General features: G+C 47.1%; 7 protein-coding genes. 4 read left to right on the forward strand and 3 right to left on the reverse strand.

All coding sequences use genetic code 11. From position 1 onward, the window contains the following. Positions 1 to 107: 107 nt before the first annotated feature. Positions 108 to 2,747, forward strand: a complete 2,640-nt coding sequence (locus tag QYB97_RS18520) for a tetratricopeptide repeat protein (protein ID WP_301167505.1) — start codon at positions 108 to 110, stop codon at positions 2,745 to 2,747. Between the two features lie 11 nt (positions 2,748 to 2,758). Then, positions 2,759 to 5,587, forward strand: a complete 2,829-nt coding sequence (locus tag QYB97_RS18525) for a hypothetical protein (protein ID WP_301167506.1) — start codon at positions 2,759 to 2,761, stop codon at positions 5,585 to 5,587. Between the two features lie 53 nt (positions 5,588 to 5,640). On the opposite strand, the gene QYB97_RS18530 is transcribed toward QYB97_RS18525, so the two are convergent. The 3 genes from QYB97_RS18530 to QYB97_RS18540 are packed head-to-tail and all read right to left on the reverse strand — an operon-like array spanning position 5,641 to position 7,039. Next, the gene (locus QYB97_RS18530; protein WP_301167507.1) at positions 5,641 to 5,862 is read right to left on the reverse strand and encodes a hypothetical protein; all 222 of its coding nucleotides are present in this window, start codon (positions 5,860 to 5,862) and stop codon (positions 5,641 to 5,643) included. Positions 5,863 to 5,886: 24 nt separating this feature from the next. Then, positions 5,887 to 6,222, reverse strand: coding sequence for a DUF2085 domain-containing protein (locus QYB97_RS18535; protein ID WP_301167508.1), 336 nt, complete (start codon positions 6,220 to 6,222; stop codon positions 5,887 to 5,889). Then, entirely contained in the window at positions 6,215 to 7,039 is an 825-nt protein-coding gene (locus tag QYB97_RS18540) for an EcsC family protein (protein ID WP_301167509.1), read from the reverse strand. The genes QYB97_RS18535 and QYB97_RS18540 overlap by 8 nt, the downstream gene beginning before the upstream one ends. 275 nt (positions 7,040 to 7,314) lie before the next feature. Here QYB97_RS18540 and QYB97_RS18545 point away from each other — a divergent pair, with 275 nt between their 5' ends. Then, positions 7,315 to 8,979, forward strand: coding sequence for a transglutaminase domain-containing protein (locus tag QYB97_RS18545; protein ID WP_301167510.1), 1,665 nt, complete (start codon positions 7,315 to 7,317; stop codon positions 8,977 to 8,979). Between the two features lie 108 nt (positions 8,980 to 9,087). Next, positions 9,088 to 10,524: a nicotinate phosphoribosyltransferase gene (locus QYB97_RS18550; protein WP_301167514.1), complete on the forward strand. Its 1,437-nt coding sequence runs from the start codon at positions 9,088 to 9,090 to the stop codon at positions 10,522 to 10,524. The last annotated feature ends 202 nt before the right edge of the window (positions 10,525 to 10,726 follow it).

The following is a 10,726-nucleotide window of genomic DNA, read 5'->3' on the forward strand; positions in this document are numbered from 1 at the left end:
GACCGGGGTTTTGTAAAATAATACATGAAGTACTAGATTCATGGTTTATGATTGCCGGCATTGGCAATTCAATAGCCTGATGGTCTCAGGGATAGGAGTTTGGCATTATGAGTTTTCAGCCGGAAGTTGGCGAAAGCATTCGCCTGTTTGGAAGGAGATATACGTTTCCCAAGCACCCCGCCGTCGTGGGAATTGATATTCCTTACGGACAGGAAGGGCGCCAGGGTACGGTCTACCAGATTAAAGAAGAGAATACGAGAACTAAAGCGGCGCTGAAGGTGTTCAGGGACCGTTTTAAAAATAAGAATCAAGTCCGGCTTTCCGAACAGCTTAAAAACTATTCGTCCTTTTACGGGCTCTCTGCCTGCCTGCGCTCGGTCATCGAGGAAGAGGAGCATGCTAGATTGGTCAGCCAGTATGGCGATTTGAGTTACGCCTTGATCATGCCATGGATTGATGGCCCTACCTGGGCCGATATTCTGATGGAAGAGCAGGCATTGTCCAAGGATACCTGTCTCCGCATCGCCTGCATGATGGCTTTCCTTTTAAAAAAGCTGGAGGGGGCTGGGGTGGCGCACTGCGATTTGTCGTCAAGCAATGTGATGCTGCCGTTTCTGCAGGAAAGTGCCCGGCCCATTTTTGCCGATATTGAACTGATTGATATCGAGGAGCTGTACGCACCGGAACTGGACGAGCCAAAAGCTCTGCCGGGAGGATCGCCCGGGTATGCCGCCAACTATGTGAAGGACGGTATCTGGTCAAAGGAAGCCGACCGTTTTGCCGGAGCGGTATTGATCGCAGAAATGGTCTCCTGGCATGAGGATGAGGTACGTAGCCTGAAAGCCGATGACTTCAGTTATTTTGATACATATGAGATGCAAAGTGAGAGTGAACGCTACAAAAAGCTTAAAGATGTTGTCGGAAAGACACTGGGTGAAAAGGGTGAGGCGCTGTTCGAACAAGCCTGGAAGAGTAATAGCTTGCAAGAATGCCCGTCTTTTTCCCAGTGGTATGAAGCATTTCCCGATAGTGTGAAAAGCTTCGTCATGAACAGCCATAAAAGGTATATGGCTTCGAAAAAACCTTCCGTGCCGCCCGGATCCATGAGCCTGGACATTTTACTGCAGATCGCCGCAGCGTTTGAAGGACTCGGCAACAAAAAAGCGGCGCACAGTGAGTACCAGTACATCATGCAGCAGTTCCCCGAACAAAAGGCGGTCGTTGAAGAGCTGCAGATGCTGCTGAGCGACACGGAAGAAAACAGCCGTCCGGAGCTGGTTCCGTCACATTATCTGGAGGCCGCCCAGCATTTTGAAAAACTCCGGGACTGGAATACCGCCCTTATTTTTTATACGCGATGCACCCAGCTGCCTTCGGTTGATTTTACAACCAAGGAAGAGCTGTCGATTATTATCGAGGAGATTCAAAATCAGATCAGGGCAGAAGCGGAGCAGCAGTCTACAGCAGAAAAACTGAAGCTGATTGCCAGAGAACGGGAACAGGCAACAGCCGCTGCGCTTGCTGAGCCGCTTGAAGCGAAAAAGGCGGAAGTGCGGAAATTCAACGGAAAGGTGTTCTTTTCCCGCCATTGGAAATGGATGGCCGGAACCGTTGCGGCCATCTGCCTGGGCATAGGGCTGTATTATCTGTACGAGGCAGCTCAGGAGAAGAAATGGCACGATTACATACAGCAGGGAACCGAGGCGTTTTCTGAACGGAAGTATGGCGAGGCGGAACAGTATATTCAAAAAGCGATCGATAAAAGGCCGACTGAAGACCTTTACACGAAATTGGCAACGATTTATATCAGCCAGGGACAGAACCAGCAGGCCATTCAGTATATGAATGACCTGAAATTCAAGAAGGAACTGTCTTCAACGAATACAGAAGCCGACTATCTGATGGGCCGCGCCTATTTTTTGGAAAAAGATTACAATGCTGCTATTCCTTATTATACGGCCGCCTACAAGGACAAAAAGAATAAATATCACCAGGACGCCATCCGTGATCTGGTTGTCAGCTATGCGTCCATCAACCAGCTGAAAAAAGCTAATGCACTGGTGGAAGAGCTCCAGGGCAAGGACAGCCAGTCAAAAGCCTTTGCTGCGTATTTAAAAGGAGATCTGGCCACCAGGCAGGGGAAGAGCACGGAAGCGGTTGATTTCTTTGAACAGTCGGTGGATTTGGCTCCTGCGAACAAGAAGTACGCCAAGAAGCTCGTTGAGGCCTACATCACCAACAACAAGACGAACCAGACGAACGACGCTACCAAAGTGAAAACCTATGAAAATGCGATTACACTGGCGAACGGGCTGCTTCGTGACGATTATACCAATATCGATTACCTGAACATGACCGGCCAGCTTTACTATGAATACGGATTGTACGCAGAAGATAAAAAACAAAAGGCAAAAAGCCAAAACTTATATAAAGAAGCTTTGAATTCCTACAACCAGGTGATCGGCCTGGGAATCCAGGAGAAAACGACCATTCTCAATACCGGCATCCTGTACGAAAAAGTCGGGGACAAAGCCAAAGCCGAGAAGACATACAAGCGAGTCATCAAGCAGAATCCGATCTACGGCCACGCGTATTTTGTGTACGGAATGTTTCAGATAAAAGAAAAGAACTACAAAAAAGCATTGCCGCTGCTGAAAAAGGTGATTCAAATCAACGAGGATGCAACCGATGTAAGTCTTGCAAAGCAGCGCATCAAAGAAATGAAATCGAAAAAGGTTTTGATCTAGGGAGGACAACCATGGCAGACCAGGAAAATGAAAGTTTCTTCAGCCCGAAAGCGAAGAAGGTGATGCTGACATCTTCTGCCGCCCTGCTTGTGGCGCTTGCCGGTACTGGAACGTATTACTGGCAAACCCAAAAGACAGAGACAGCCAGCGTGGAAACCACAAAATCAGAAAAGAACAAGGGTAAACCAGCCAAAGACATCACACTCAACACCGATGACAACCAGGTTAAGGACGACAGGGACAACCAGCCTAAAAGGCGGGCAGCAGAAATTTCCCCGGATAACACCGGTGACGATTTCGCCTTGACAGATGACAGCGACAGCCCGGTATACCTTGTGGATGCATCAGATCCGGACCATCCGATAACACCAATTAATGTGGATTCGGATAAGGTTGTTATTCCGTTGCCAAAACCGGAAATCCCTAAAGCGGATCCACCAATTTTAGGATTGCCTGATCGGGGAGAGGAGGGTAATCAAGGGAACCAGGGAGATGATATGCTTCCCCCAGAGGATGGAAACACCACCCCTGATGACGGAACGACACTTCCTGGTGATGGAACAACCCTCCCTGACAATGGCGATCCGACAGAGCCAGGAACACCAACTGACCCAGGCACCCCAACAGAGCCAGGAACACCAACTGATCCAGGCACCCCAACAGATCCAGGAACGCCAACTGACCCAGGTACCCCGACTGATCCAGGCAACGGCGGTGGGGATAACCCGGACAATCCAGGAGATGAAGACCCGGGGAGCCAGCTTCCGGATGTGGCCCTTGTGGTGCCTGAGTCGTTATACGACCGTTTAACCAGCTATAGCGAGAGCAATGATTTTTATAATGTAATGTACTATGGAAAAAAAGAAATAAATTCAGACAGTGATAGATATGCTGACCTTGTGGCTATGGTGGTCGATGCCGCGGCTGATGCCAAAACAAAAGCGTTTGAGGATCAGTTCATGACATCAGACAGCTTGACGAGTCTGCAGATGATTACAGGGCTGGATTATGAAAGTGAAGAGCTGGCAAAAATGAAGGAAGAGATCAGGGCCGAACTGTTTTCCAAGTTTGCAGAGCAGGAAATCTCTATTTATTTAAGCAAGCCGGCTGATCATGGAGAGCCGGATCAGCCTCAGCCAATGGATGCGGAAAAAGCCCAGCAGGTTCTATACTATGTCGGCAAGTACAATGCCCAAAACCCTGGCAAGGACCTGAATCCGAGTGAATACAGCGAGGCGGACCGCATTGTAATGGAAGCCGCACAAAAGGAACAGGCGAATAATTTGGCGGCTGCATTAAACAAATATCAAATGCTCGCACAGTTCTCTCCGACCTTTGGCGAAAGCGCCAAGAACCTGAAGGATGGATTGATGGCGGAGCAGGTAGAAAAAGCAAGAGCAGGCCTTGAGCCAAGAGAGCCGGGGCAATATGAACCGCTACCGGAAGGCAAGGAGCTTGAAACCCTCGAAAAGTTGCTTGAGGAGGGGGAATATGCTCAGGTCATTGAACAGGGCAGTCCGTTAGTCGGTACAGATTTCCCGTTGTTTGGCCGTTATAAGAAAGTGGTTAAAGATGCAAGTGAAGGGCTATTGAATCAAACCGACCTTCTTGCGAGCAATCCTGAAACCTATACAGAGAAGAAGGATGACATTATTAACAATTACCGGATCCTCACAGAGGTATCCAATGTCCCTGAGGATGAAGATCAGCAGGCGGAGTCCCATTTAAATGTCTACCTCTTAATGCAGCAGGCGGTGAATACAGCATCACAAGAAGGTGCTTCCATTGATGATTGGAGTGAAGCCGTCATCGTGGCATCAGATTCTGTTGAGAGATGGGAAACAAATGCATTTTCCGGAAAGCTGAATGAACTGGCAAATCAGCTGTTATCTTCGGTAAAAGATCTGGATGATGTGAAAAAAGAAGAAAATGTCTATGAGCTGCTAAGCACTACTCCTCATGTACGGGATGATGTGACAAAAACGGCCTTTGACCGCAAGAAGGCTCTAGCTTATTCAAGAAAAGCTGCAGAGCTGCAAGATGCAGGACATCATGAGGAAGCGATTTTCTATGCCAGCGAATCCAGCCAGTTGTACGATAAAGCGGGACTGAACTCAGATACACTTCGCGACGCTGCGGATGCTTTGTTTGAGCAGCATCCATCAGGAAGCTTTGAAGACTTGAAAAAAGTTTATCGCACGATTGCGAGCGCAAACGGTATGCCGGATGATCAAAAAAACAAAGCAGTAGCAAGGCAGGAAGCTATCGATCATTATCAAAAAGCAAAGACTTTCACGGCGAATGACCGTGATAAAGCAGTTTTTTATTTTGATAAAGCGGCCGACAGCCAATGGATGGCTCCTTTAGTGGATGAACAACTCCAAAATGAGGCCACCCGATTGTTGAACGGGGCAGACACATTAAAAGCCACAGGTAAAGACGATGACCTCAAAACGGCCGTTCGATACTACAAAACGCTGCTCATCACAAAGCACGTGAATCAAAGCACAAAAGATAAAGCACAAGCTGCTATTGATGAACTGAAGAAGAAATCAACTCCAGTTTCAGATCCTAATGAGAATCAAGACAAAAAGCCAGAGCAGAAACCAGAAAAACGTTCTGAGCCGAATAAAGAAGCAGAGAAACCGCAAGAGGAGGATCAGAAGGAAACCTCTGAAACACCAAAAGCGGAGCCTTCTCCACCTGAAACACCTCAAACAGAAACACCAAAAGAAGAGGTGTCAGAGGAAGAAGCGCCAGCTGCGGATACAACAGAAAGTGCTCCGGCTGAAGAGGAAGCCCCTCTGCCAGAGTCTCAACAAGCGGTACCACAAATTTAACGCAAAAAAGCAGCAGGGCCACAAAGGTCCTGCTGCTTTTCTATTTTTATGTATCAGTCACAAAGGTCAAAATCACAGCAATCCAGGCTATTGGATTTTTTGCCTGACAGCTTTTTTCGGTTTTTTGCTTTTTTGGAATAAAGGTAATAAGTGCCCGCACTGATCATCGACCCTGAACCGATCAGGGAAACGCCGGCGATCACATTCCCAATTGCCAGCACCTGAACGCCCGCAATGATTAAGCTTAATAATGCCACAAGCTGAAGAATAAACATTTTAACCATCCTTTCCTTTAAAAGTTAACTGAGTGCATTGCTCAGCCAGTCAGCCATAAGCCATATGAAAAGGCACTGTCCGATTCCGCTCATGGATCCGGTTATAACTCTAAGTATATTGTTGCTGCTCCGCCATTTCCATTTTTGTGACAGACCATCTGCCAGCATGGGAAGCTGCAGAAGGAGTGCAATCGCAAGGCTGTGCCACTGCGGAACAAAGTAGAGAAAAGGAAGCAGAAGGTAGGAGCTGTATAGTGCGGTGCAACGGGCACACAGGGCCATCGGTTTTCCGTTTACTTTCAAACAGCGTTCCGGCTTCCGGTGGCATGGAACGATAGCAAGAAGTTCTTCCTTACTCATCCTTTGTTTCCTGCTGAAACTGATGGATTCGTTCCAGGATCCTGCGCTTTCTGTAGAGCATCATACCTGTCTCTGCCACTTCATCAATGGTGGACTTGTTGATAAAGGCCCCGAAGACGATGCCGGCTACAGGAACCATTTGAAAAAGTTTTTTCCATCCAAAGTTGTCGCGGTAGGCAGCGATAACTTCACGCCAGCCCTGCAGCTGGGAGATGGCCTGGCGGTTCCGTTCGGCATCCGTCATGGATAATTGTTCTAAAATCGCACGTTTTCCTACATAATCCGAAGAGGCAAATTGCAGGCATTTGATGATGAAGATCCGTTCCTCTTTGCTGTTGGGATTATAGCCATACGAAATCGCAATCTCCTGAAGGGTTTTCAGTGACAGTCCGAGAATGATAGGAATATCGATTCCTAACGTAAACAATCCGCCAACTCCGGTTGTGGCCCCTTGTACGGTGGCCATTTTCGTCCGGCTCCTTTTAAAATGAGACGCAGTCTGGTCCATGGCGCCAAGTGGGAGCTTTGCTATGTCACCTGCACTGAAGTCTTCGGGCAGCCCGCCGTTTTCCCTAAACTTTTTTATGATCGATTTCTCACTGACCAGGTATTTTCCGCCGGTATGAACATAGCTTCCGATCTCATCAACAATTTGAAGTGCCTTGTCCTGCAAAAATTTAGGGGTGATTTTATCGAGAAGTTTAAAAGGGATCCGCCCAAGCTTTTCCCAAAACCATAAATCCTTTTGATCCTTTTCCCATTTCTCGACGCTTTTCAGTTCCTTTTGTAAAAATTTTAGAGATTCGATCGTTAACACTCCTTCGTAACCTGCACCATTGTAGGGTCCTATTTTTATTTTAATATGTTTAGTCATACGTGAAAAGCGGAGAAGAGATTCACAATTTAGTTTAACAGCAATTTGGCAGCGGGTATTAATTGGAAATGAGAACCAGTGAGAAAGCTGTCATACAAGCAGATGGCGGCCGATAAAGTAATAGGAGGAAAAATAGACGAGTCCTATACAATGAATACGATTAGCCACCAACCTGTAAATACCTTAAAATAGAGGTAGTACAGTAAGGAGTGAAACCAATGAGGAAAACCATCCTCACTTTCATTCTTCCGTTTCTGCTCTTAAGCTTGCCGGGCTGCAGTTTATTGGACACAGGCAGCCCCACTGAAGAAAAAGACATAGCAGGCAATGACCTTACGAAAGCGGCGGAGAAGAATAATGAGACAGCCGATTTAAAACGTCTGGAGCTCAGCGGCTACAGCCGAAGGGTCGGCGCCACGCTTACCAGCCCGGAATACAAAGAATTTAGTGTGAATTCTTCCTTTATGGTTTCGGGAACGGTCAAGAACACCGGGCGTTTAAAATCAAAATATGCACTGATTTCGATTCGCAGCGATAAAGACGGAAGCAACTTTAAATACTTGGCACCCATCGAAAACGGCCGGTTCAAGCAAAAAGTCCAGCTGTTTAACGGGAAAGGCAAGTATGATGTGAAGGTTAGCCTTCCGAGCGACGAAAGTAAGGATTACTATTATGATTTGGCTCAAATGAACGTAACCAACGTGAACCCTGAAATGAAACGCGATGTGCTGTATACGCAAAATGCATATCAGCAGAATTTAAAGCTCAATTCTTCCATTGAAGGATACATGAAGAAAGAAGGAAATGTGGATATCAAGGGATCCATCGGCGGGGGGAAGGCAAAGGACCTGCTGGTGGAAATGTCCAAAGGAACTCAGGTCACCAAAATTATGGTGCCTGTTGAGAATGGACACTTTGATACCCAGGTGCCCCTTTATTTTGGGGAAGGTGTTCATACCCTGAAAGTGATGACGCCTGCATCCAACATGGCCAATTATTATAATGAGGCGGCTGAACTGAAGGTAGATAACACATCAGACACGGTTTCCCAGCCGATCGAGTTTTCAAAAGAATTCAGCGAGCGGGGATTTACACTGCAATCCCCGGCTGCAGGCGGGATGAAAACGGATCTGGATTATGAACTTAAAGGTAAAATTGATCCGGAGGCTCCGTTTGCCAAAGACACAGACACCGTGTTTGTCCAGACCAAAAAGGGATCGCTTGAAGCCATGTATGCGGTACCGGTGAAAGACTACACGTTTGATGGGAAGTTTTTTCTCCGGTTCGGTCCCGGAAAATATGATGTGAATGTGTTTGCGCCCGAAATTTCTTCGGCCAATACAAGCGTCCAGCATTTTGTGGGCATTGCCCATTTTACGATGGAGAACACCAATCAGAACGATGTCCGTTACAGCCTCCCATCAAAGGGGATTCAATCGGATAATATGGAAATTGGCAGGCTGTCGGCTAAATTAATGGCCGGCCGGCACAATGACAAAGACAAAGCAAAAGCAGTATACGAGTACGTAGCGAAGAACATTCAATATGATGTCAATAAGCTTGATAAACGGTCCTTTGCTTTTGATGACAGTGCGCTTAAAACCCTTCATGAGAAAAAAGGAGTCTGTCAGGATTTTTCTTATCTGGCGATTGCGCTGCTGAGAGCAGGAGGCATGGAAGCGCGGATGGCCATCGGCTATGCCGGCCAGGACCATGCCTGGATTGAAACAAAGGTGAATGGCCGCTGGCTCACCATGGATCCGACCTGGGGTTCCGGCTATCTTCAAAACGGCCGGTTTGTCAGGAATTACACCTTAAAATATTTTGATCCGAAGCCCGAAGAGTTTAAGAAGTCACATACCAAGTCGGGAATTGAATACTAAGAAAGCCCTGGATATCAGATCTCAGGGCTTTCTTTATTTTTTAATAACGAGTAGAGTAGGAATGTGAACTTAAGGGAAAATAAGGCGAGAAAGGTGTGAAGAACGATGATGCGGCATGAAGATTTGACACTACATACAGACAAGTACCAGATTAATATGATGTATGCTCACTGGAAGAACGGAACACAAAATAAAAAATGCGTGTGCGAAGCATTTTACCGCAAAAACCCGTTTGGAAATGGCTATGCTGTATTTGCAGGGCTTGAACGTATTGTTTACTATTTGCAGAATCTGCGCTTTACAGAAGAAGACATCAACTATTTAAAAGAACAGGAAGAACAATATGAGGAAGGATTTCTTCAGGAACTCAGGGAATTCCGGTTTACGGGAAGCCTTGCTTCCGTGTCTGAGGGAACCATTGTCTTTCCGAGAGAACCGCTCATCCGGATCGAGGCGAGGATTTTTGAAGCCCATCTGATTGAAACAGCGCTTTTGAACTTTATGAATTACCAGACCTTGATCGCGACCAAAGCGGCAAGAATCAAACAGGTCGCACCGGAGGACTACTTCATGGAATTCGGGTCGCGCCGCGCACAGGAAGCTGACGCTGCCATCTGGGGAGCAAGAGCGGCCTATATCGCCGGTTTCGGAGCGACCTCCAACCTGTTGGCAGGTAAATACTTTGGCATTCCGACTAAAGGCACGCACGCCCACTCCTGGGTGCAAAGCTTTGAAACCGAGGAAGAGTCTTTCCGCAAGTTTGCCGAAGCCCTTCCGAATCAAAGCACTCTGCTTGTTGACACATACGACACGTTAAAAAGCGGAATTCCAAACGCGATCAAGATTGGCCTGGAATTGAAAGAAAAAGGGAAGACACTCAAAGGCATCCGCCTCGACAGCGGGGATCTTGCGTATCTTTCCATTCAGGCGAGAAGAATGCTTGATGAAGCCGGATTGACGGATACAGTCATTGTGGCCTCCAACGATCTTGATGAAGAAGTAATCTCTGAGCTGAAAAGCCAGGGAGCCACGATCACCTCATGGGGCGTGGGCACCCAGCTTATTACAGCTGCAGACCAGCCGGCTCTTGGCGGAGTGTACAAGCTTGTTGCCCGTGAAAGCAACGGCGAGTATGTCCCCACCATTAAAGTATCAGGTAATGTGGAAAAGGTGACAAACCCTGGCTTCAAGACGGTATATCGTATTGTAAACGAAGATACGGGGAAAGCTGAAGCGGATTACATTGCCATGGTAGGCGAAGCGCTGCCTGAAAAGGACATCTATCTTTTCGACCCAGTGGAAACGTATAAGAGCAAAACCGTCCATCGTTACAAGGCAGAAGAACTGCTCAAGCCGGTCTTTAATGAGGGGGAACTTGTATATGATCTTCCGCCGGTTGATGAAATCAAGTCCCATTTCCGCAGCCAGATCAAGATGTTCTGGCCACAGCACATGCGAAAATTGAATCCGCAGACTTATCACGTGGATCTCAGCGAAAAAGCATGGACGACCAAAATGGAACTCCTTAAAGAAGCAGCCAAATAGCGATTTTAAGAGCCCGGATTTCGGGCTCTTTTTATTTTCATAAAAAAGGGTTGACCACTTCTGCAATCGCTGGTATAGTAGTAAACGTTGCTGCTTTTGATGCACGCTTTTCTTCGAAAAAACGTCAAAAAAAGTTGTTGACTTAGCAAGCAGGAAATGATAAGATATTCCTTGTCGCCAACGAGAGCGACGCAAACAAACA

Origin of the sequence: Fictibacillus fluitans, assembly GCF_030418125.1 — a bacterium.
Taxonomy (GTDB): Bacteria; Bacillota; Bacilli; order Bacillales; family Fictibacillaceae; genus Fictibacillus_C; species Fictibacillus_C fluitans.

Excerpts from the sequence above, each read along its gene's own strand:
- QYB97_RS18520 (WP_301167505.1), top strand. The coding sequence starts at position 108 with ATGAGTTTTCAGCCGGAAGTTGGCGAAAGCATTCGCCTGTTTGGAAGG.
- QYB97_RS18525 (WP_301167506.1), top strand. The coding sequence starts at position 2,759 with ATGGCAGACCAGGAAAATGAAAGTTTCTTCAGCCCGAAAGCGAAGAAG.
- QYB97_RS18530 (WP_301167507.1), bottom strand. The coding sequence starts at position 5,862 with ATGTTTATTCTTCAGCTTGTGGCATTATTAAGCTTAATCATTGCGGGC.
- QYB97_RS18535 (WP_301167508.1), bottom strand. The coding sequence starts at position 6,222 with ATGAGTAAGGAAGAACTTCTTGCTATCGTTCCATGCCACCGGAAGCCG.
- QYB97_RS18545 (WP_301167510.1), top strand. The coding sequence starts at position 7,315 with ATGAGGAAAACCATCCTCACTTTCATTCTTCCGTTTCTGCTCTTAAGC.
- QYB97_RS18550 (WP_301167514.1), top strand. The coding sequence starts at position 9,088 with ATGCGGCATGAAGATTTGACACTACATACAGACAAGTACCAGATTAAT.